22 protein-coding genes, 1 pseudogene and 1 riboswitch are annotated in these 20390 nt (G+C 61.1%); of the genes and pseudogenes, 13 read left to right on the plus strand and 10 right to left on the minus strand.

Annotated features, from left to right (window positions below; genetic code table 11):
- The first annotated feature begins 40 nt into the window (after positions 1 to 40).
- Both CGA22_RS25120 and CGA22_RS25125 read left to right on the plus strand, forming a co-directional pair.
- Positions 41 to 598 (plus strand): hypoxanthine-guanine phosphoribosyltransferase, encoded by a 558-nt coding sequence (locus tag CGA22_RS25120; protein ID WP_041020499.1) that lies wholly within the window; start codon positions 41 to 43, stop codon positions 596 to 598.
- 4 nt (positions 599 to 602) lie between these two features.
- Positions 603 to 1076: a WbuC family cupin fold metalloprotein gene (locus CGA22_RS25125; protein WP_188258744.1), complete on the plus strand. Its 474-nt coding sequence runs from the start codon at positions 603 to 605 to the stop codon at positions 1074 to 1076.
- Positions 1077 to 1156: 80 nt separating this feature from the next.
- Here the strand turns inward: CGA22_RS25125 and dauA are convergent, their stop codons facing one another.
- Positions 1157 to 2896, minus strand: coding sequence for a C4-dicarboxylic acid transporter DauA (gene dauA, locus CGA22_RS25130; RefSeq protein ID WP_041022099.1), 1740 nt, complete (start codon positions 2894 to 2896; stop codon positions 1157 to 1159).
- Between the two features lie 171 nt (positions 2897 to 3067).
- Here dauA and CGA22_RS25135 point away from each other — a divergent pair, with 171 nt between their 5' ends.
- The 3 genes from CGA22_RS25135 to CGA22_RS25145 all read left to right on the plus strand — a co-directional run bounded on the left by CGA22_RS25135 (position 3068) and on the right by CGA22_RS25145 (position 4555).
- The gene (locus CGA22_RS25135; protein ID WP_041022098.1) at positions 3068 to 3553 is read left to right on the plus strand and encodes a hypothetical protein; all 486 of its coding nucleotides are present in this window, start codon (positions 3068 to 3070) and stop codon (positions 3551 to 3553) included.
- 61 nt (positions 3554 to 3614) lie between these two features.
- Positions 3615 to 3902 (plus strand): PA4642 family protein, encoded by a 288-nt coding sequence (locus tag CGA22_RS25140; RefSeq protein ID WP_041022097.1) that lies wholly within the window; start codon positions 3615 to 3617, stop codon positions 3900 to 3902.
- A gap of 191 nt (positions 3903 to 4093) precedes the next feature.
- A complete protein-coding gene (locus CGA22_RS25145; RefSeq protein WP_041022096.1) occupies positions 4094 to 4555 on the plus strand; it encodes a hypothetical protein in 462 nt (153 codons plus the stop codon).
- Between the two features lie 58 nt (positions 4556 to 4613).
- Here the strand turns inward: CGA22_RS25145 and mqo are convergent, their stop codons facing one another.
- Positions 4614 to 6119, minus strand: a complete 1506-nt coding sequence (gene mqo, locus CGA22_RS25150) for a malate dehydrogenase (quinone) (protein ID WP_041022095.1) — start codon at positions 6117 to 6119, stop codon at positions 4614 to 4616.
- Positions 6120 to 6853: 734 nt separating this feature from the next.
- On the minus strand, positions 6854 to 7087 hold the full coding sequence (locus CGA22_RS25155) for a hypothetical protein (RefSeq protein WP_041024981.1): 234 nt from the start codon (positions 7085 to 7087) through the stop codon (positions 6854 to 6856).
- Positions 7088 to 7288: 201 nt separating this feature from the next.
- Here CGA22_RS25155 and CGA22_RS25160 point away from each other — a divergent pair, with 201 nt between their 5' ends.
- Positions 7289 to 7873 carry a YajG family lipoprotein gene (locus CGA22_RS25160; protein ID WP_041024980.1) on the plus strand — a complete coding sequence of 195 codons (585 nt, stop codon included), beginning with the start codon at positions 7289 to 7291 and terminating at the stop codon, positions 7871 to 7873.
- A gap of 132 nt (positions 7874 to 8005) precedes the next feature.
- Here CGA22_RS25160 and CGA22_RS25165 read toward each other — a convergent pair whose 3' ends face one another.
- Entirely contained in the window at positions 8006 to 8212 is a 207-nt protein-coding gene (locus CGA22_RS25165; RefSeq protein ID WP_041020607.1) for a hypothetical protein, read from the minus strand.
- Positions 8213 to 8424: 212 nt separating this feature from the next.
- On the opposite strand from CGA22_RS25165, the gene CGA22_RS25170 reads away from it, so the two are divergent.
- Entirely contained in the window at positions 8425 to 8709 is a 285-nt protein-coding gene (locus CGA22_RS25170) for a hypothetical protein (RefSeq protein ID WP_041020606.1), read from the plus strand.
- Between the two features lie 176 nt (positions 8710 to 8885).
- On the opposite strand, the gene CGA22_RS25175 is transcribed toward CGA22_RS25170, so the two are convergent.
- The gene (locus CGA22_RS25175; RefSeq protein ID WP_041020605.1) at positions 8886 to 10052 is read right to left on the minus strand and encodes a 1-acyl-sn-glycerol-3-phosphate acyltransferase; all 1167 of its coding nucleotides are present in this window, start codon (positions 10050 to 10052) and stop codon (positions 8886 to 8888) included.
- Positions 10053 to 10192: 140 nt separating this feature from the next.
- On the opposite strand from CGA22_RS25175, the gene CGA22_RS25180 reads away from it, so the two are divergent.
- The 3 genes from CGA22_RS25180 to CGA22_RS25190 are packed head-to-tail and all read left to right on the plus strand — an operon-like array spanning position 10193 to position 11306.
- The gene (locus CGA22_RS25180; protein WP_041020604.1) at positions 10193 to 10375 is read left to right on the plus strand and encodes a CPXCG motif-containing cysteine-rich protein; all 183 of its coding nucleotides are present in this window, start codon (positions 10193 to 10195) and stop codon (positions 10373 to 10375) included.
- 11 nt (positions 10376 to 10386) lie between these two features.
- Positions 10387 to 10647: a putative signal transducing protein gene (locus CGA22_RS25185; RefSeq protein ID WP_041020608.1), complete on the plus strand. Its 261-nt coding sequence runs from the start codon at positions 10387 to 10389 to the stop codon at positions 10645 to 10647.
- Positions 10648 to 10682: 35 nt separating this feature from the next.
- Positions 10683 to 11306, plus strand: a complete 624-nt coding sequence (locus tag CGA22_RS25190) for an SOS response-associated peptidase (protein ID WP_041020603.1) — start codon at positions 10683 to 10685, stop codon at positions 11304 to 11306.
- 105 nt (positions 11307 to 11411) lie between these two features.
- Here the strand turns inward: CGA22_RS25190 and CGA22_RS27600 are convergent, their stop codons facing one another.
- The gene (locus CGA22_RS27600) at positions 11412 to 12254 is read right to left on the minus strand and encodes a methyl-accepting chemotaxis protein (RefSeq protein WP_411157123.1); all 843 of its coding nucleotides are present in this window, start codon (positions 12252 to 12254) and stop codon (positions 11412 to 11414) included.
- A 15-nt stretch (positions 12255 to 12269) separates the two neighbouring features.
- Positions 12270 to 13550: pseudogene (locus tag CGA22_RS27605) on the minus strand (HAMP domain-containing protein); the annotation flags it as partial.
- Positions 13551 to 13767: 217 nt separating this feature from the next.
- Here CGA22_RS27605 and CGA22_RS25200 point away from each other — a divergent pair.
- The gene (locus tag CGA22_RS25200; RefSeq protein WP_041020601.1) at positions 13768 to 14583 is read left to right on the plus strand and encodes a M48 family metallopeptidase; all 816 of its coding nucleotides are present in this window, start codon (positions 13768 to 13770) and stop codon (positions 14581 to 14583) included.
- A 151-nt stretch (positions 14584 to 14734) separates the two neighbouring features.
- On the opposite strand, the gene CGA22_RS25205 is transcribed toward CGA22_RS25200, so the two are convergent.
- The 3 genes from CGA22_RS25205 to CGA22_RS25215 all read right to left on the minus strand — a co-directional run bounded on the left by CGA22_RS25205 (position 14735) and on the right by CGA22_RS25215 (position 17577).
- Complete coding sequence (locus CGA22_RS25205; protein WP_041020600.1) at positions 14735 to 15319, minus strand: TMEM165/GDT1 family protein; 585 nt, start codon at positions 15317 to 15319, stop codon at positions 14735 to 14737.
- A gap of 90 nt (positions 15320 to 15409) precedes the next feature.
- Positions 15410 to 15528: riboswitch (yybP-ykoY riboswitch) on the minus strand.
- Between the two features lie 51 nt (positions 15529 to 15579).
- Complete coding sequence (locus CGA22_RS25210; protein ID WP_041020599.1) at positions 15580 to 16578, minus strand: class I SAM-dependent methyltransferase; 999 nt, start codon at positions 16576 to 16578, stop codon at positions 15580 to 15582.
- A 33-nt stretch (positions 16579 to 16611) separates the two neighbouring features.
- Complete coding sequence (locus CGA22_RS25215) at positions 16612 to 17577, minus strand: 2-hydroxyacid dehydrogenase (RefSeq protein ID WP_041020598.1); 966 nt, start codon at positions 17575 to 17577, stop codon at positions 16612 to 16614.
- Between the two features lie 138 nt (positions 17578 to 17715).
- Here CGA22_RS25215 and CGA22_RS25220 point away from each other — a divergent pair, with 138 nt between their 5' ends.
- Entirely contained in the window at positions 17716 to 18345 is a 630-nt protein-coding gene (locus CGA22_RS25220; RefSeq protein WP_041020597.1) for a LysE family translocator, read from the plus strand.
- A gap of 248 nt (positions 18346 to 18593) precedes the next feature.
- Positions 18594 to 20276: a fatty acid--CoA ligase gene (locus CGA22_RS25225; RefSeq protein WP_041020596.1), complete on the plus strand. Its 1683-nt coding sequence runs from the start codon at positions 18594 to 18596 to the stop codon at positions 20274 to 20276.
- Positions 20277 to 20390: the final 114 nt, after the last annotated feature.

Here is a 20390-nt window from a genome sequence, read left to right on the forward strand (position 1 = left end):
CTTTGCCCGCTTTTCCGAACCTGCACCCCTGGAGAGCAACATGTCCGCTGATCTCGAGCATATCCGTCAAATCATGGCGGAGGCTGATTGCCTGTACACCGAAGCCGAAGTCGAAGCAGCCATTGCCCGGGTCGGTGCGCAGATCAACGACCAACTGGCCGACTCCAACCCGGTGGTGTTCTGTGTCATGAACGGCGGGCTGATCTTCTCCGGCAAGCTGCTGACCTACCTGAACTTCCCGTTGGAGGCGTCGTACCTGCATGCCACCCGTTATCGCAACGAAACCAGCGGCGGCGACCTGTTCTGGAAAGCCAAGCCGGAAGTCTCGTTCATCGACCGTGACGTGCTGATCATCGACGACATCCTCGACGAGGGGCACACCCTGGGCGCGATCATCGACTTCTGCCGGCATGCCGGCGCCCGCGCCGTGCACACCGCAGTGCTGATCGACAAGGACCACGACCGCAAGGCCCGTCCCGACCTGAAGGCTGATTTCGTCGGCCTGCCCTGCATCGACCGCTACATCTTCGGTTATGGCATGGACTACAAAGGTTACTGGCGCAACGCCAACGGCATTTTCGCCGTCAAGGGCATGTGATCGAATGACTCGCCCGGGTTTCCTGGACCAAACGCTGTTCGATGAGCTGGCCGAGAAGGCTGCCGATAGCCCTCGCGGGCGGCAGCACCACAACTTCCATCAGATGGACGAACCCTGTCATCGGATGGCGGTGGGGTTGCAACCGTCCACGTACATTCCGCCCCATCGTCACCTCGGTGCCGACAGGGCAGAAACCCTGCTGGTGCTAAGGGGACGTCTCGGTGTGTTGATCTTTGACGACGCCGGTGCGGTGATGGACAAGCGCATTCTCCAGGCCGGTGGTGATTGCCTCGGCGTCGACCTGCCGGCCGGGATGTATCACGGCCTGGTGGTACTGGAAGCCGACAGCCTGATGTTCGAGTGCAAGGCCGGTCCTTACCGGCCCGTGGGCGAAGGCGAGCTGGCCCACTGGGCGCCCCGCGAGGGCGAGGCGGGTGTAGCTGAGTACCACGCCTGGATGCGTGCGCAGTTCGACTGAGCGCCGAACAGGCTATTTTGTGGGAGCAAAGCTTGCTCGCGAAACAGGCGCCTCGGTTTCGAATGCAGACCGCGTCAGCTTCATCGCGGGCAAGCCTTGCTCTCACAAGCCGCCAGCCAATGCTCACTCTTGATCCGCGCCTGCTCCAGAGTCTGCACATACGCCAGTTGGCGCTGCTCGCGATGGATGCCGGCGCGGCGCAGCTTCAGGCGCACTCGCGGCGCGGTCGCTACCAGGATCAGGCCGATACCGTGCTTGCGGTAGTCCTTCAGGATATTTTCAAACGCAGCCAGTGCCGTCATGTCCAGCATCGGTACGGCGCTCATTTCCACCACCACGACGCGGACTCCCGGATCGAACCTGCGCAGTACATCCAGGGCCTTTTCTGCCGCACCGAAGAACAGCGGGCCGCGAATCCCGTAGCAACGCACATGCTCCGGCATGTCCAGCAACGCTTGATGAAAGTGCCGCGGCAGTTCGGCGCTGTCGGTCAGCTCGCTCATACGCTTGACGAACAGCCCGGCCGCCAGCAGCAGGCCGACGGAGACGGCCAGGACCATGTCGAACAGCACCGTCAGGCCCAGACAGGTCAGCAGCACCAGCACATCGCTGCGCGGGGCGATGCGCAAGGTGTGCAGCACGTGCCCGGCTTCGCTCATGTTCCAGGCGACCATTACCAGCAGCGCCGCCAGCGCGGCCATGGGCAGATAGCTGAACAGCGGCGCCAACAACACAATCGCCGCCAGTACCACGAGGCTGTGGATGATCGATGCCAAGGGCGAAGACGCACCGCTACGCACGTTGGTGGCGCTGCGGGCAATCGCGGCGGTGGCGGTGATGCCGCCGAACAGTGGCGCCACCAGGTTACCCAGGCCCTGGCCCATCAGCTCTGCGTTGGGATCGTGCCTGCTGCCGGTCATGCCGTCTGCCACCACGGCGCACAACAGCGACTCGATGGCGCCGAGCATGGCGATGGCGAAGGCGGGTGCCAGCAGCTGTCGGATCAGGTCGTAGGACAGCACCAACGGACGACCCTGGCTGTCAGGAAGATTCCAGGGCCAGTCGAAGCTCGGCAGGAACGGTGGAATCCCGGGGTGGCTGACGCCATTGACCACATAGCTGAAGCGTTCCCCCAGCGTCGCCACCGGCCACCCGCCGCGCTCCAGTGCCAGCCCCAGCAGTGCCCCGACCAGCAGGGCGACCAGATGGCCTGGCACCCGCGGTACCCAGCGCGGCCAGACGATCAAGACCGCCAGGCACGTGGCACCGATGAGGCTGTCACCGAGGTGGGCGCCCGGCAGTGCCACGATCAGCTCGCCCAGTTGTTCAATGTAGTGGCGGGCCTGGCCGGCAGTCGTCAGGCCCAATAGATCCTTCAGTTGCAGGGTGGCGATGACCACGCCGATGCCGGCAGTGAAACCGAGGATCACGGGATAGGGGATGTACTGGATCAACCGCCCGGCGCGCATCAATCCCAAAGCGATCAGAATCAGCCCAGCCAGCATCGTGCACAATAGCAGGCCGCCTAGCCCGTACTGCTGGGTGATGGGCAGCAGGATCACCACGAATGCCGCCGTCGGCCCGCTCACGTTGAAACGCGAACCACCGGTCAGGGCGATCAGCGGTGCGGCCACCAGCACCGTGTACAAGCCGTGCTGCGGCGGCACGCCCACCGCGATTGCCAAGGCCATCGCCAGGGGGATGGCGATGATCCCGACCGTCAGCCCGGCCACCAGGTCGCCCCGCAGGCGTTCAAGGGTATAACCGGCCCGCCAGCTTTGACGCCAGGCGGCGAATAGAGGTGGCGCGGAGAAGGACATGGGTACTCCTCAAAAGGAATGGGCAAAAAATACCGAGTTCCCTGTGGTGAGGGACAGGATGATGGCCCTTTGAGTATGCCTCCTGCGGCGTCCCCCGGTGTTGACCTGGATCGTTTATTTTTACTGGCCATGCTCATGCTAGAGTGCGAGGCCAAGATCCCGGAGCCTGTCATGATTGTATCGATCCGCCGCCGTGCCGCCTTGCTTCTGATTTCCAGCCTGCCGCTGGTGGCCGTTGCCGCGCCGATGCACAGCCAGTTCCTGCCACCCGACGACCTGACGGTACGCCAGGAACAGCCCGAACAGCAGCAACTGCTGCAAGTCACCGAGTACTCGGTGGTACTGGGCAATCAGCGTCAGTCCAACCAGCAGCCGATACCGGTGACTTCGCCGTTGCTGGTGCGCCTCAAGGGCAAGCCCTTGAACAAGGGCGCCACCATCAATCAGGTGATCCTCAACTTCGATGGCGAAAGCAAGAGCCTGAAGAAGCCGGTCTTCGACGAGGCGAGCAAGACCCTGACCCTGTCTTATCCACAGGCGCATTATCGGGCGGTCATCGATCTGCTGCGCAACGACACGGTGTACGTGCAGTTCCTCAGCTATGCCAACGGCCACGTCTGGGCCGATCTGCACACCGGAGCGGTACACCCGCGTTGAGCGCCGGGGCCTGCCGGGGGTAAACTGCCAGCCCCGTGAACTGTGCGAGTTGGAGCCGGCAATGCGTAAAGACAAGAAACAAGTGATTGGTGACGAGATTGGCGATGAACAGATCAAGCTGTTCCTCAATTTCGAACCGGCCGATGCCATCTCGCCGTCGTTGCACAAACTGATCAAGGGTTACCGTGGCCTGCGGGTCGATGATTTCGAGCGTTTCCTGACCTTCTTCGTCGAAGCCGGCTATGACCTCAATGGCAAGGATGAACACGGTAACGATTTTGTTGCGTTGATCCAGGATCAGCGTAATGCCGAGGAATACATCGAGTTGTTCAAAAAGGCGCGCGGTTGAGCAGGTCAGCGCGGATTTGACGCCTTTCGGGGCGTTTGATCACCTTCCTTTGGTTTTCTAGTAGTCCTTTTAAGAAATGTCCGAAAGGTTATGTCACCATTCGGACTGTTCTGTTTTAGTTAGACTTCCATTACTTTTGCGTTGGGACCGGATGGTTTCAATTCAATCGCTTTAATGGAGCTGTATTCATCATGGAAGATAAAAGTAAATGTATTGCTGGGGCGTTGTTGGCCTTGCTCGGTTGCCTGGCAAGTTCGGTTTCCAATGCATTCGATGAGATCGTCAATGTGGAAATTTTCAACGCAACGTCGGCAACGATTGTTCCTGGCAGCGACTTCACCTGGACCCAGGACCCGGCCAATGCAGGCCATGGCTTTTCGGTAAGTCCCGGCGCGAGTCAGGAACTGACCTATTACCTGCCACAGTCGCGCGCCGAGCGGGAGTCTTTTACCTACACCCAAGGCAGTCGCAAGTGCCATTTCAGTTTCGGACACATCGCCAAAGCTCCGGTGAGTGATGAGCAAACAATGCCTTATCGCCGTTGGGTTGATGCACAACCCAAGGATTTCTGTGTCGCAGAGTTGTTTGAGATTGATGATGACGACGATTACGTTCGTCATGGCGGAACACACATCAAGTTCAGCATGAAATAAACGCGGAAAATAAAAAGCCTCCATCAGTTGGAGGCTTTTTATTTATAACGAGACAGTATCAGGCGTAACTTTGAGCCTTGCTGTCTTCGACCAGTTCCAGCGCGATGTTGTTCTGCGCGTTGATCTTGCGATACAACGCCGCGTCGGTTTCCAGCACTTTTTCCCGGGCCGGGAAAATTTCCGCGAGCTTGGCCGCCCACTCTCCCTTGGCCTTGTCCGGGAAGCAGCGCTCGATCAGGTCCAGCATGATCGACACGGTCACCGAAGCGCCTGGCGATGCGCCAAGCAGGGCGGCGAGGGTGCCGTCCTTGGCTGCTACCAGTTCGGTACCGAACTGCAGGACACCACCTTTCTTCGGGTCTTTCTTGATGATCTGCACCCGTTGGCCGGCCACTTCCAGGCGCCAGTCCTCGGCTTTCGCTTCGGGGTAGAAGCGACGCAGGGATTCCAGACGCTGCTCCATGGACTGCATCACTTCACTGATCAGGTATTTGGTCAGGTCCATGTTGTCCCGGGCTACCGCCAGCATCGGGCCGATGTTGCCGGCGCGTACCGACAGCGGCAGGTCCATGATCGAACCGTGCTTGAGGAACTTGGTGGTGAAACCGGCATAGGGTCCGAACAGCAGGGATTTCTTGCCGTCGACCACGCGGGTATCCAGGTGCGGCACCGACATCGGCGGCGAGCCTACGGCAGCCTGGCTGTAAACCTTGGCCTGGTGGTGCTTGACCACTTCCGGGTTGTCGCAACGCAGCCATTGGCCACTGACCGGGAAGCCGCCGAAGCCCTTGCTTTCCTCGATGCCTGAGGCTTGCAGCAATGGCAACGCCGCGCCACCGGCACCCAGGAAGACGAATTTGGCATCGACGTCGCGGCTGCTGCCGGAGTTGACGTCCTTGATGCTCACGGTCCAGCCGTTGCCGTTGCGCTTGAGCCCGGTGACGCGCTTGCAGTACTTGACCTGGGTGCCTGGCGCGCTGGTCAGATGCTTGAGCAGTTGGTTGGTCAGGGCGCCGAAGTTGACGTCGGTGCCGTTCATGACCCGGGTGGCGGCGATGACTTCATCGGCCGGACGCCCCGGCATCATCAGCGGCATCCACTCGGCCATCTTGCCTTTGTCTTCGGTGTATTCCATGTTGGCGAAAGCGTGATGCTGGCTCAGCAGCTCGAAGCGCTTCTTCAGGAACGACACGCCTTTTTCGCCCTGCACGAAGCTCAGGTGCGGCACCGGCGCGATAAAGGACTTGGAGGAGCCGAACGTGCTTTTCTGGGTCAGGTACGTCCAGAACTGCTTCGACACCTCGAACTGGGTGTTGATGTGCACGGCTTTCTTGATGTCGACACTGCCATCGGCCGCCTGCGGCGTGTAGTTCAGCTCACACAGCCCGGCGTGGCCTGTACCGGCGTTGTTCCAGGGGTTGGAACTCTCCGCGGCACCGGAATCCATCAGCTCGACGACTTCCAGCGAAATCGCGGGGTCGAGCTCCTTGAGCAGCACGGCCAGGGTGGCACTCATGATGCCGGCCCCTACCAGAACTACATCGACTGCTTCGTTATGCGCCATTTAACGCGTCTCCAAAATCTGCAGCACCAAATTGTCGGCATAGCGGCCAGGAGTGGCGGGGCAGGTCGGTTGCGCCCCAGGTACCCATGGCCAGGATCGCCATGTCCGAATCTTCGCAATTTTTTGCAACTGCTACGGATGCATGCAGCCTGGCCTCAAGAGTCACATGAACTCATTTAAGCGCCGGGCACACAATTCGACTTATGGCCGAGACATCCGTTCGTGCAACCAAATCCGTAGCGGACAGGCTTCAGGCGCCGGTTCTTGAGCGATATCCGGTCCTGTGTCGTTGGGCTGTTTCAGACGCCAATGGTGCTTGTTCAGACGCAAAACTTTTCATTTGCTCGCCACACTCTTGTGAAGTTGTGAAAACCCGTTTTTTCACGCTCTTTTGAAGACGTGAACCTCAAAAAGGGCTGTCCCAGCCAGGCACCGTGTCCGGATTGTTTGCCCCATGCAGTACATGACAGGCAAAACGGGCAGACAGCTCAGTGACCGAGCGTAATGACAGCTCTGCAGATTCGCGAAAAGTGGTGATTGGCCCGGAAACAGCGGGCGCGCCAGCTTCACTCGATCTGTGTGGGCGGCTCTCTGTGGGCGGTGCGGGGTGCCAATACAAGCGCATCAGCGGCGTTGCGAGGCCCGATCAGGAGACGTCCTTATAATCGGGGGGAGATTGTAACGAAGAAACGCAGGAAAATGGTCGTGTTTAATGACTTTTATTAGCCATTCGGTCAGATGGCTAACAACTGGCGGCTGCGCGCGCGACTGCGAAGCGGCTGTACGCGGGCGCTGGCGGGTAAAGGCTGATTCAGCCAGTTGAGACGGATTTCTTCGATTTCCACCCAGCCTTCGCCCATGGGTTGCAGGCTGCATTGTTTGAACGCCTGGCAACGGCCGTTGCGATCCAGCAGGGCAAAGCTGCGATGCTGTGGGCGTGGCGTGAACAAGGAGACGAGAAGACGCATGGTCGGATTTCCGTGTCGGGGGACTTATGAGCAGCCTGACAGCGAGCCATGACATGCCGGTGTAAGGACCGTGACAATGGAATGACAGGAACCGGCATTGGCGGTACATGTCTGAAATTTCAGTATTCATTCGGCTGGTTCGCCGCGCTGGCGCACCGCTATACTGCGGGTCTGTCAGTGCCCGATTCTGGAGAGAAGCGCATGTTGCAACGCCTGTTGTTCGGTTTGATCGCTGTGACCAGTCTGACCCTTGTCGGCTGCGCCCACAGCCCGCAACAACTTAACCCGGAACCCAAGCTCAACGCCCAGCTGGCGCCTGTGGGCCATGGCCAACCGGTGGTGGTACGGGTGGTGGACGGCCGTCCGTCGCCGACGCTCGGCACCCGTGGCGGTCTGTACCCGGAAACCAGCGTCATCACGGTACAGGGTGCGCAGATCCTGCCCAAGCTGCAGGCCCAGGCTGAAGCCGCCGTGCGTCTGCTGGGGTTCACCCCGACCGCGAACGCAATGAATGCTCCGCAACTGACCGTTACCCTGGCCGAACTCAAGTATCAGTCGCCTAAGGAAGGCATGTACGTGACCGAAGCCACCATCGGCGCGACCTTCCGTTCCGATGTGCAGAATGCCAGCCGCCGTTACAGCGGCCGTTACGGTGCTTCCCTGGATCAGCGTTTCGGCATGGCGCCCAACCAGGACACCAATACCAAGCTGGTCAGCGACGTGTTGAGCGATGCCCTGACCCGGCTGTTCAAGGACCCGACCATCGGCCAGGTACTGGCTGAGTAAGATCCGGGCCTGACCCCCCACCTGTGGGAGCGAGCCTGCTCGCGATAGCGGTTTATCAGTCACATTGATTTCAGATGTGATGCCGCTATCGCGAGCAGGCTCGCTCCCACAGGTTTTTTTTTGCGCGATTTCCTAGGCGGCCTGTGAATACAGTTCCAGCACACTGATGCCTGTCAGCAGATCTGTCTCCGGCAGGTCGGCATGTTGATGGCCACCGAGGGCGCAATACACCAGCCAATGTGGGTCCTGTACGTTGAAGGACAGGCTGCCGACGAGATTCTGCTGTTCGTCGCTTGGGGTGATGAGGTAGAGGCGATCCTGGTTTTCGGCGTGAAGCATGACGGGGTCCGTGCAGGTTTGGAGGGCGACAGGGTGGCTTATCCAGATGACCAAACCGTGACGGAGAACATAAATCCATAGCTCAGCCCGCAGCAACGAAGCTCTGGGCAAGCCTTGCTCCCACAGGTCGGAAAAAATGGGGCAGGGTGCTGGGCTTTCGGTAGAATCCGCGCCCTGTCCGAAGGTCCCGCCTGTTTTGCTTGAGGTTTGTGATGTCGCTGCATCTGCTTTCGTTGTTCGCTGCCCACCCGGCCAAACTGATCAACCTGTTCGCCTTGCTGTTTGCCTGCCCTGGCGGTTGGGTACTGCATGCGACGCGCCGCCGTGAGCAGCGGGCGCGAGCGAGCCTGCAAGCAGGCAATCGCAATAGCGAAGAACGGTTCGAAGCGTTGCTGGACTTGGCGACGCAGCGCATGAACCGGTTTTTCTACCGATTCGGCTTTGGCTGCCTGGCGTTGGCGTTGCTGGTGTCGTGGATCAGCACGCAGATCAGTTGAGATGACCTGACCTGTAGCAAAGTTGCTCTTGTGGCGAGGGGATTTATCCCCGCTGGGCTGCGAAGCAGCCCTAAAACCAGCTAACCCGATGGGTCAGACAGATTGAGTCGATAGCGATAGGGCCGCTTTGCAGCCCAGCGGGGATAAATCCCCTCGCCACAAGGCCCTGCGTTGGCTTACAGCGCCAACCCCGCCTTGACCCGATACTGATTACGCACCGGCGTCGCATATTGCAGTACCAGGAACGGTCGGTGTTCCGCCGGGCACGCGTCCAATCGGCGCTGCCATTCTTCCTGGGCCTTGGCCAGTTCATCGGCGCCGAATACCTCGGCCGCTTGCGGAACCTGTAGCTGCGGATCGGCGTCGGCCCATTGGGCGTAAGCCAGGTAATGCACAGGGAACAGGCGGTAGCCGCCGAGAATCTGCCGATCCATCTCCTGGGCCAATTGCTTGGTGTCTTCGAACAGCTCGGTGATCGGCGCGGCAAAGTTCACGTGCACCCGGCCTTTGTAGCCAGTGATGCCCTTGGCGATGCTCACGTCATCTTCGCCCGGCGCCTTGGTGTAGGTGCCGGTGGTGGCGCGGATATACAGCTCGCGGGCCTTGGCCTGGTCACACGGGTCATATTCGTAGCTGATCGACACGGGGGTGAGGTTCAGCGACTGGATGACCTCGCCGAATGGCTCGTCCTTGCGGCTCATATGGAACATCTTGAGGATGGCCGATTCGGTGCGGTCGTCGCCGTCCTTGGCCCGCCCTTCGGCCTGGGCGATCCAGATCGAGGCGCAGTCGTTGCGGATCGAGTGGTTGATATACGCTGACAGCAACTGGTAGGCCGCCATCTTCTCCCGCCGCCCGGTGATGGAGCGGTGCACGATGAAGCTCTTGTTCAGGCGCATCAGGTCGCTGACAAAAGGTTTTTGCAGCAGGTTGTCGCCAATGGCGATGCGCGGCGTCGGCAGGCCGGCGTGGTACACCGCATAGTTGACGAAGGCCGGGTCCATCACGATGTCGCGGTGGTTGGCGATGAACAGGTATGCGCTGCCGGACTTGAACTGCTCCACCCCGGTATAGGTCACGCCGTCGGTGGCGCGCTCGATGGTGTGGTCGACGTAGAACTCCACTTTGTCCTGCAAAGTGGCGACCGACGTCACGCCGGCGAACTCACGGCGCAATCTTTGCGCTATAAGAGGTTTGAGCATCCAGCCGAAGGCGCCGGCCAGGCGTGGGAAGCGGAAGTGGGTGAGGATATCTAGAAACGCCTTGTCGCCGAGCAGCCGGGCCAGCACCGCTGGGACTTCGCTGTCGTCGTAAGGTCGGATGGCATCGAATTCGCCCATCATGCTCTCTTGTTGGAAACGGCTAGGGTAAGTTAAAGGTTCGATCGAAAAAACGACGGGGCACGGCCTGGAAGATAAGCCAGACGAAAATTGCCCTGCAAATAGACCGGCGATTATACGCACAAGTCACCTGGGAGACCGCGATGCTGGAAGCCGCTTGTTATGATTGTCCGTATTGCGGTGAAGAGGTCGAGACGACTGTGGATCTGTCGGGCGGGGATCAGGTCTATATCGAAGACTGTCAGGTGTGCTGTCGACCGATCACTTTCAACCTGCAAGTGCATGGCGAGGAGTGGCATCTCGAGGTCTTCAGCGAAAACGATTGATGGGGATGCCCATGCAAAGAATCTACGAACTGGAAAGCCTGATGGAGGGCGAGCTGCTGCAAGGCATGCTCGCCAGCGAGGGCATCACGGCGCATCTGGTGGGGCGCGACCTGGTGGGCGGCGCGGGTGAGTTGCCGATGCAAGGCCTCCTGGGCCTGGCGGTAGAAGACGACCAGGCGCAGTACGCCCGGGAGCTCATCGTTGCGTACAATGCCGCGATGCCAGTGCCCGGTGATGAGCCGGAGAGCTATCCCGGCACGTTGGTCTGTTAGGCTGGCAGCCATTCGATCAAGAGTCGTGTTGCCCCATGTGTGGACGTTATGCCCTGTTTCGCTGGAACCCCGCTTTCGCGGCCTTGCCCGGCTTTCCTGCCGACCAGAAGGCCCAATGGAATATTTCGCCCAATGATTCGGTGCTGATGCTGCGTGCCGGTGCCGACGGGCAGCGCGAGCTGGCACGGGCGCGCTGGGGCCTGACGCCCGCGTGGCTGACCGACCTGTCCCGTACTCCGGCCCACGCCCGGGCCGAAACCGTGGCCGAGCAGCCGATGTTCCGTGAAGCCCTGCGTCTGCGGCGCTGCCTGCTGCCGGCCAACGGCTTCTACGAATGGCGCGGCGGCACACGCAAGCGGCCCTACTGGCTGACGCCGGGAGAGGGTTCGTCGTTGTGCTTTGCCGCGATCTGGGAAGCGTATCCCGTGCAGGAGCAGGTGTGGTTGAGCACGGCGGTCATCACTCAGCCGGCGGCGGGGCAGCGCAGGCCGTTGATCCTGGACGAAGAGGGCCAGCGCCTGTGGCTCGACCCCGAAACGCCGCTGCACACCCTGCAAGGGCTGCTGGCAAGCGAGCCGGCGCAATTGCGCGAGCGGGTGCTGGCCAACATGGTCAATGACCCGAAGCTCAATGGGCCGGAGTGTCTGACTCCGGCTTGAGTTCCGTTGTGCTTTTACTGTCGCTATCGCGAGCAGGCTCGCTCCCACAGGGGCATTTCCGCAATCTCCTGTGGGAGCGAGCCTGCTCGCGATAGCGGTTCTGGATCAGACCCTGAACTGATTGATCAACCGCCGCTGCTGTTCCGCCAGTTTGGTCAAGCCGGCACTGGCCGCGCTGGACTCATCCGCGCCGCCCGCCACTTCGTTCGCCACTTGCCCGATGTTGATGACGTTGCGGTTGATGTCATCGGCCACGGCGCTTTGCTCCTCGGCGGCGCTGGCGATCTGGGTGTTCATGTCGTTGATCACCGACACTGCCTGGGTGATGGTTTCCAGGGCCTGGGCCGCTTTTGCCGCATGCTGCACGCTTTGATCGGTGCGGTGCTGGCTGTCTTCCATCACCCGTACCACGTCCCGGGTACCCTGCTGCAATTGCTGGATCATCGACTGGATTTCTTCCGTGGCCTGCTGCGTTTTCTGCGCCAGGTTACGCACTTCATCAGCCACTACAGCGAATCCGCGACCCTGCTCACCGGCCCGGGCGGCTTCGATGGCCGCGTTGAGGGCCAGCAGATTGGTCTGTTCGGCGATGCCACGGATGGCGGTGAGAATCGCGTTGATGTTCTCGCTGTCCTTGGCCAGGGTCTGCACCACGCCCACCGCCTTGCCGATTTCCACGGCCAGGGCGCCGATGGACGTGGACGTGTCCCGTACGATCTGCATGCCCTGGCTGGCGGCCTGGTCGGCGTGACTGGCGGCCTGGGCGGCCTGGGTCGCGTTGCGGGCCACGTCCTGGGCCGTGGCGGTCATCTCGTGCACGGCGGTGGCGACCTGGTCGATCTCCGACATTTGCTTATGCACGCCCTGGTTGGTGCGGATTGCGATGTCGGCGGTGTGCTCCGACGAATCGCTGACGCTCTGCACCGAGGTCACCACTTGGGTGATCATCCCCTGCAGCTTGCTCAGGAACGTGTTGAAGCCCCTGGCAATCGCGCCCAATTCGTCGGCGCGGTCACTCACCAGGCGCCGGGTCAGGTCGCCTTCACCCTGGGCAATGTCATCGAGCATTGCCACCATTTGCTTGAGTGGCCGGGCAATGCCATGGCCCACCAGCCAGATCACCAGCAGACCGATGCCGGCAATTACCAGACCCACCATCGCCATGCCGAAAATGTCAGACTGGCGCCGATCGTTCAGGTCTTTCTGCAACGCTTGCAGATCGGCCATCACCGCGTTCAGCGGCAATTGCAGCATCAGCGTCCAGCGGGCATTGGTCTCGCCAATGCCGAATGGCATATACACTTCGATGTGCCCGTGTTCCTCATCGATGTCGTAACGCACCTCGCCCATACCGAGCTTGCCCAGGTTGTCCAGCTCACTGGCGTCGAGCAGGTCGCTGGCCTTTTCCCCGAGCTTGCCCGGATCCTTCGTGAACGCCACGAATCGGTTATTGCTGGAGAGCAGCGCCAACTCCCCGGCGCCGTTGTACAGCTTGGCATCGGCGGCCACGAGCATGTCCTGGATGAAGTTCACCGACAGATCCGCCCCGGCGATGCCCTGGAATTTGCCATCGATGAGGATCGGCTCGATGAACGAGGCGAGCATGGTCATGGTGTCGCCGACACGGTAGGGCGCCGGGTCGATGACGCAGGCTTTCCTGCTGTCCTGGGAACACAGGTAGTACTCGCTGGCGCGGATACCGGTGGACAGCAACTTCTGATCAGTCACGTCGGCCAGTTTTTCCAGGCCCAGGGTGCCGTCCTGATTGCGGAACCACCACGGCAGGAAGCGCCCGTTGGTTTCCATGCCCACGACGGAGCTGTTCACGTAGTTGGCGTCATCGTGGTCGATGGCGTTCGGTTCCCAGGCGATGTAGGCGCCAAGGACTTTGGGATTGCGCACTACGGTTTCCCGCAGCAGGCTGATCATCTGCTCGCGAGCAATCTTCAACGGTGGGGTGCCGTCCGTGCCCTTCATGCCCATCAGCGCGTTCGTGGTGGCAAGTCCCTTGGCGAGCAGCAGTGGGGCTTCCAGTTCCCGTTGGATCAGGCTGGCCTGGGTACGGGCCAGGGCGCTGAGACGTTGTTCGATGAGTTGTTCGAACTGCGCCTTGGTCCGTTGTTGCACCATGTCCTGGGTGCGGGCCCCGGCGAACAACGCATAGAGCACGAGGGCACCGACCACGCTGAGCACGATGGCGCCGGCCAGGGCGGCCACGGAAAACTGGATCGACTTGAATTTCATAAAGGCTCCGGACGCGGAAATGACGTCTGGAGTTTGTATCGGCGTTCAGATGGCCCGGCATGAGGCGCTATTCGTCGGGTGACTGTTTTTGAATCGTGAGTGTCGCTAATGGAGTTGGGGTGGGCTCTGTCCGAAATAGCTGTAATCCATCGTTGTATATCTGGCGTCGATACCCATCACCGCATAGGATACGACCACGTTTCCAGGGAGCTTTTATATGCACAAGACGTTGATGGTGAGTGTCCTCGGCACGAGCCTGTTGCTTGCCGGTTGCCAATCGGTGAATACCACCAGCGGCGGCGCCGTGGGCGTGGAACGCAAGCAGTACATGTTCAGCATGCTGTCGACCGATGAGGTCAACCAGATGTACGCCCAGTCCTACCAGAAGACCGTAGGCGAGGCGAGCACCCAGGGTGCGCTGGACAAGACCAGCAGCGAAGCCAGGCGCGTCCAGGCCATTGCCGACCGACTGATTGCCCAGGCGCCGGTGTTCCGCCCGGACTCGGCGCAGTGGAAGTGGGAAGTGAACCTGATCAAGAGTGACGAGCTCAATGCCAACTGCGGCCCAGGCGGCAAGATCATTTTCTACACCGGGTTGATCGACTCGCTGAAGCTGACCGACGATGAGATCGCCGCGGTCATGGGGCATGAGATCGCCCACGCCCTGCGCGAGCACGGGCGTGAAGCGATGTCCAAGGCCTATGGCATCGAGATGGCCAAGCAGGGCGCCGGCGCCCTGTTCGGCCTGGGCCAGGATAGCCTGGCGCTGGCCGACACCGTGGCCAACTACGGCATGACCTTGCCCAACAGCCGTGCCAACGAGAACGAAGCCGACCTGATCGGCCTCGAACTGGCTGCCCGCGCCGGCTATAACCCGAACGCCGCCATCACCTTGTGGAACAAGATGAGCAAGGCTTCAGAAGGCGCGCCACCGGAGTTCATGAGCACTCACCCTGCATCCAGCAGCCGGATCGCTTCGTTGCAGGCAGCGATTCCGAAGGTGATGCCGCTTTACCAGCAAGCCAAGAAGTAACCGTTCTTATGCGGTGAGGCGACTGGCCTCATCGCGAGCAGGCTCGCTCCCACATTGGGCGCGGTGCTCACAAAAAAGTGGGCACTGCATATCCCCTGTGGGAGCGAGCCTGCTCGCGATGAACGATGGCACGGTATTCTTGCCTACCTGATCAAACCCATCCACTGCTCTGCATTGCCTTGTACACCGCCACAATCGCCAGGATGAAGAATGCCGAGGCGGCCAGGCGGCGGATCAGGGTGAGCGGCAGTTTATCGGCGGCGAAATTGCCGGCCAGTACCACCGGCACGTTGGCAATCAGCATGCCCACGGTGGTACCGATGATCACCAGCCACAATTCCGGGTACTGCGCGGCGAGCATCACGGTGGCGATCTGGGTCTTGTCGCCGATTTCCGCGAGGAAGAACGCGATCAGCGTGGTCAGGAAGGGGCCGAACTTGCGCGCGGTGCTCGCTTCTTCGTCGTCCAGTTTGTCGGGAACCAAGGTCCACAGCGCAGTGGCGGCGAAGCTCGCGGCCAGGATCCAGTGCAACACCGCATTCGAGAAAATACTGCCCACCCAGGCCCCGACAGCTCCGGCTGCCGCATGGTTGGCCAGGGTCGCGGCGACAATGCCGGCGATGATCGGCCAGGGTTTGCGAAAGCGAGCCGCAAGCACGAGCGCAAGCAGTTGCGTCTTGTCGCCGATTTCGGCCAGCGCAACGATGGTGGTGGGTACGAGGAAAGAGTCCAGCATCAGGTGGTTCCTAGAGGGGCGGGTCGACACGGCTATGACACGTACAGCCTCCCCGCCCCGGGTAAGGTGTGCGTGTCATAGGTCTTGTCAAACCCTGCGACCGGTTCCGGACGCTTGGGCCGCATACGCCATGGTCTGCTGACCAAGTATGTTGACGTATGCCGGGCGAGCAGGGTGCTCGCGGGAGACTACTCCCCTAGGACGCTGCGGATTCTGCCTAGGCAAATCCGATTGGGCAAGTGCTGTGTCTTAAAAAGCTTTCAACCGCGCTTGGCCCGGTAGATGCGAAAACCCTGGCCCTCGGCCTTGATGGTGCACACGCCCAGATGCTCTTCGATCAGCGGTTGGTACTTGAGAAAACTGTTCGCGACCAAGCGCAATTCCCCACCGTTCTTCAGATGTTTGGCCGCTTTTCGCAGCAGGTTTTCCGTCGCGTAGTAATCGGTGTGGACGCCGACATGGAACGGTGGATTACTCAGGATCGCGTTCAGGCCCATCGGCGCGGCGTCGATACCGTCACCGGTCAGCACCTCGGCTTCGAGGCCGTTGGCAACCAGGGTCAAACGACTGCTGGCGGCGGCGAAAGCATCCACATCCAGCAATGTGACGGTGTTATGGGGATAGCGGCGCTTGACGGCCGCCCCGAGCACACCGGCACCGCAACCGAAGTCCAGCAGGTGGCCGCTGGGCAATTTATCCAGGTGTTCGAGCAATAGTGCGCTGCCGCGATCCAGGCGACCGTGGCTGAACACCCCCGGCAGGCTGATGACCTTCAGCGGACCTTCCTCCAAGGGCAGCTCATAGGTCTGGGCCAGGCTTTCCAGGGGCTTGGCCTCTGGAGCGTTGGCGACGGTGACCTGCCACAGTTGGCAATGCCGTGCGCTGTCGAGCTTGCGCGGTTTGCCGAACGGGTTGAGCTGCTTGGAAGCGCCTTCGATGCCGCTGCGCTTTTCCCCCACCAGGAACACCTCCCGGCCGCCCAGGCGTGAGGCCACGGCATTGAGAATGTAGTCCGTCAGGTCCTTGGCCTTGGGCAGGAACACCACTGCGCTGTCGAACCCACGAGAAGGGACGTCCACGCCAAAGTGGCTGCGCTCGGGGAAGCGGGCGTCCAGTGCGGCCTGATCGCCCGCGTGCCAGCACCAGCCATGGGCGTCGGGCAAGCGACCGAGCAGGTCGTCGGCGGGCAGGCCTGCCAGCAGGACCGTCCCCTGGAATAGTTCGGGCTGACGAAGCAGTACTTCACTGCGTGGATCCATGGTCTGCTCCTTGAAAAAAAGTGCGGCAGTTTATCAACTGACGACCCGTCGCGCTGTACCCCGGAAAAAGCCTTGGGCGTTTTCCGTCAGTTGGCCAACGATTCGTTGCCGCGCCTCGCGACTGCCCCAGGCGTTGTGCGGCGTGATGATCAGGCGGGGAATGTCGCTGGCCAGCAGCGGATTGCCCTGGATTGGCGGCTCCACGCTCAGCACATCGGTGGCCGCGCCGCCCAGGTGACCGTTGCGCAGGGCGTCAGCCAGGGCTTGTTCATCGATCAGGCCGCCACGGGCGGTGTTGACCACGAAAGCGCCGGGCTTGAGCATCGCCAGCTCCCGCGCGCCAATGAAGTGGCGGGTATGCTCATTGAGCGGGCAGTGCAGGGTCAGGGCATCGACTTGCGGTAACAGCTGATCCAGCGGCAAGCGGTCAGGACGGGCAGGACGTCCGGGGATCTGGCCCAACAGCACGCGCATGCCGAAGGCTTCCGCCAGCCGCCCGACGGCACTGCCCAGTTCGCCGTGGCCCAGCAGGCCCAGGGTCTTGCCTTGCAGTTCGACGATGGGATAGTCCAGCAGGCAGAATTGTGAAGCCTGTTGCCAGCGCCCGTCGCCCACCGCCTTCTGATAATCGGCCAGTCGCGTCGCCAGGTTCAGCAACAGCATGATCGTGTGCTGGGCGACCGATGGCGTCCCGTAGCCCTGGCAGTTACACACTGTAATGCCGTGATGGCGAGCGGCCGTAAGGTCGACGTTGTTGGTGCCGGTGGCGCTGATCAGGATCAACTTCAATGCGGGGCTGGCGGCCATGGCGGCGGCATCGATCACGACCTTGTTGGTGATTGCCACGGTGGCGTCTTTGAGTCGTTCGATCACTTGGTCCGGTGTGGTGTGGGCAAACAGTTGCAGTTCGTCGAAGCAATTGCGCAACGACGCCAGATCCAGGTCGCCGAGATCCAGGGAAGGGTGGTCGAGAAAAACGGCGCGGACGGAGTTCGTCATCAACTGTACCTTTTGTGTCAGAAGCCGAAGGCGTAAGGTGACGAGCCTACCAGATGAATTGCAGCCCTGTGGCGAGGGGATAAATTCCCTCGCCACAGGAGTCGATGTCCGTTTCGAAATTGAGTCAAGGAGCCCGCCATGTACCTCACCGAATTCCTCACCGTCGCCCTGATCCACCTGCTGGCGGTTGCCAGCCCCGGGCCGGATTTTGCCGTGGTGGTGCGCGAAAGCGTGACCCATGGCCGCCGCGCCGGGACCTGGACGGCGCTCGGCGTCGGCACGGCGATTTTCCTGCATGTAGGGTATTCGCTGTTGGGCATCGGCCTGATCGTGTCGCAGTCCATCGTGCTGTTCAACGCGCTGAAATGGGCCGCCGCCGCATACCTGTTGTACATCGGCTTCAAGGCGCTGCGGGCGCAACCGGCCAAGCCGAGCGATGAGAATCTGCACAAGGAAGCGGGTGAGCGCACCGCCCGCGGCGCATTCACTTCAGGCTTCGTCACCAATGGCCTGAACCCCAAGGCGACGCTGTTCTTCCTGTCGCTGTTCACCGTGGTGATCAACCCTCATACGCCGCTGGCGATCCAGGCCGGTTACGGTGTGTACCTGGCCGTCGCAACGGCCGCCTGGTTCTGCCTGGTGGCCATGCTGTTCAGCCAGCAGCGGGTGCGCGCCGGTTTCGCCCGCATGGGCCACTGGTTCGATCGGACCATGGGCGCGGTCCTGGTGGCTATTGGTGTGAAGCTGGCGTTTACCGAAGCGCATTGACTGGTCGACCTCTCTTTCTTGCCGCCACTGCAGAAGGTTGCGATCTTCTTGATTTCTGCAGCTTGGCCTCTGGCGGTGGCAGTCCCGGCGGGATTGCAGACTCAAAGTATCCGGGATGGGTGGGTGGATGGCTCTGGGCCAGTATTTTGCCGGCTGATCAAATCATTCCTTTGGCTGATTTGAACCGTGTATAAGCCCTCTAGAGTGCTTACTTTCAGTCACGACCATGCAGTCAGAAAAGGATTCTTATGTTGCAGACTCGCGTTATTCCTCCCGCCGAAGGCGCTTATCGATATCCACTGTTGATCAAGCGGCTACTGATGTCTGGTGTGCGTTACGAGAAAACCCGCGAGATCGTCTACCGTGACCAGTTGCGCTATAGCTATCCGACGCTGATCGAACGGGTGGCACGGTTGGCCAACGTGCTGACCGAGGCCGGGGTCAAGGCGGGCGATACCGTGGCGGTGATGGACTGGGACAGCCATCGTTACCTGGAATGCATGTTCGCGATCCCGATGATCGGCGCGGTGATCCACACCATCAATGTGCGGCTGTCACCGGAACAGATTGTCTACACCATGAACCACGCCGAGGACCGCTTCGTGCTGGTCAACAGCGAGTTCGTCGGGTTGTACCAGGCCATTGCCGGCCACCTGACCACGGTGGACAAGACCCTGCTGCTGACCGACCTGCCGGAAAAAACCGCCGACCTGCCGAACCTGGTGGGCGAATACGAGCAGTTGCTGGCGGCTGCCAGCCCCGTCTACGACTTCCAGGACTTCGACGAAAACTCCGTCGCCACGACCTTCTACACCACCGGCACCACGGGCAATCCCAAGGGTGTCTACTTCACCCATCGGCAACTGGTGCTGCACTCCCTGGGCGAGGCGACCATCATGGGCGCCATCGACAGTGTGCGATTGCTGGGCACCAACGACGTGTACATGCCGATCACGCCGATGTTCCATGTCCATGCCTGGGGCCTGCCGTATGTGGCGACCATGCTCGGCCTCAAGCAGGTCTATCCGGGCCGCTACGACCCCGAGTTCCTGATCCAGTTGTGGCGCAAGGAGAAGGTCACCTTTTCCCATTGCGTGCCGACCATCCTGCAGATGGTCCTCAACGCCAAGAGTGCCCAGGGCGCCGATTTCGGCGGCTGGAAAATCGTCATTGGCGGTAGCGCCCTGAATCGCAGCCTGTACGAAGCCGCCAAGGCCAGGGGGATCCAGCTCACCGCCGCCTATGGCATGTCGGAAACCGGCCCGCTGGTCTCCTGCGCCCACCTCAACGAGGAATTGATGGCCGGCAGCGAAGACGAACGCATCAGCTACCGGATCAAGGCCGGCGTGCCGGGCCCCTTGGTGGAGGCGGCGATTGTCGACGCCGAAGGCCGGTTCCTGCCTGCCGATGGCGAGACCCAGGGCGAACTGGTGCTGCGCGCGCCTTGGCTCAGCGAAGGCTATTTCAACGAACCGCAGAAGGGTGCCGAACTCTGGGCCGGTGGCTGGCTGCATACCGGTGATGTGGCCACGCTGGACAGCATGGGCTTCATCGACATCCGCGATCGTATCAAGGACGTGATCAAGACGGGGGGTGAATGGGTCTCGTCCCTGGACCTGGAAGACCTCATCAGCCGTCACGTGGCGGTACGCGAAGTAGCAGTGGTGGGCATTCCCGATCCGCAGTGGGGCGAGCGCCCGTTTGCCTTGCTGGTGATTCACGAAGGGCATCAGGTCGGGGCGCGCGAGCTCAAGGAACACCTCAAGCCTTTTGTCGAACAGGGACACCTGAGCAAGTGGGCAATCCCGAGCCAGATAGCCCTTGTTACGGAAATTCCCAAGACCAGTGTCGGCAAGCTCGACAAGAAACGCATCCGCGTCGACATCGCCGAATGGCAGAGCAACAACAGCGCCTTCCTGTCCACGCTTTGAGGTGATCCTGCCGTGCCCGAAAGGGTGCGGCAGCCCCACCGAGCAAGCGCTTGCCTTGTCAAACTGCAAATTTCAGCCATTCTTGCGGGGCCGATATCCGTCGGCCTGGCAAAG

Source organism: Pseudomonas sp. PSB18 (assembly GCF_014596565.1).
Classification (GTDB): domain Bacteria; phylum Pseudomonadota; class Gammaproteobacteria; order Pseudomonadales; family Pseudomonadaceae; genus Aquipseudomonas.